The 425-nt window shown below is 46.1% G+C and carries 1 protein-coding gene; it reads right to left on the bottom strand.

What is annotated here, in order from left to right; genetic code table 11:
* Positions 1–304, bottom strand: a 304-nt coding sequence (locus tag V5P19_RS23015; RefSeq protein WP_334407842.1) for a transporter substrate-binding domain-containing protein, incomplete at its 3' end; no start/stop codon positions are given.
* Positions 305–425: the final 121 nt, after the last annotated feature.

A 425-nucleotide genomic window follows, 5' to 3' on the forward strand; every position in this document is an offset into this window, starting at 1 on the left:
CCTGCTGACGTTTATCGGTAATGGACAGCGACGAAATAATAGCGTCGATTTTTTTCGCTTTCAGTGAGGGGATCAGCGCGTCAAAGTCACTGGCAACCCAGGTACATTTCACCTGCATCCGTTTGCACATCTCGTTACCGAGATCGATATCAAAGCCAACAAAATCACCTTTAGCATCTTTCGATGAGAACGGTGCGTAGGTGGTATCGGTTCCGATACGTACCGTCTCCGGTAGCGCCGCATAGCTGGAAGCCGCTGTGGAGAGACCGACTAACAAAGACAGAGCGAGAATCGACTTCTTCATACATAACCCTCAAGTGAAAATGGCTTTTTTATGTTGTGTATTGTGTTGTGTGTTTGCAGGCTCTTTCATGCAGGTCTTATGCCATCTTGACGACAACAGTAACATTCAACGTTAAATATGT

The sequence above is a fragment of the Enterobacter sp. UNJFSC 003 genome (assembly GCF_036903355.1).
In the GTDB taxonomy this organism is placed as follows: domain Bacteria; phylum Pseudomonadota; class Gammaproteobacteria; order Enterobacterales; family Enterobacteriaceae; genus Enterobacter.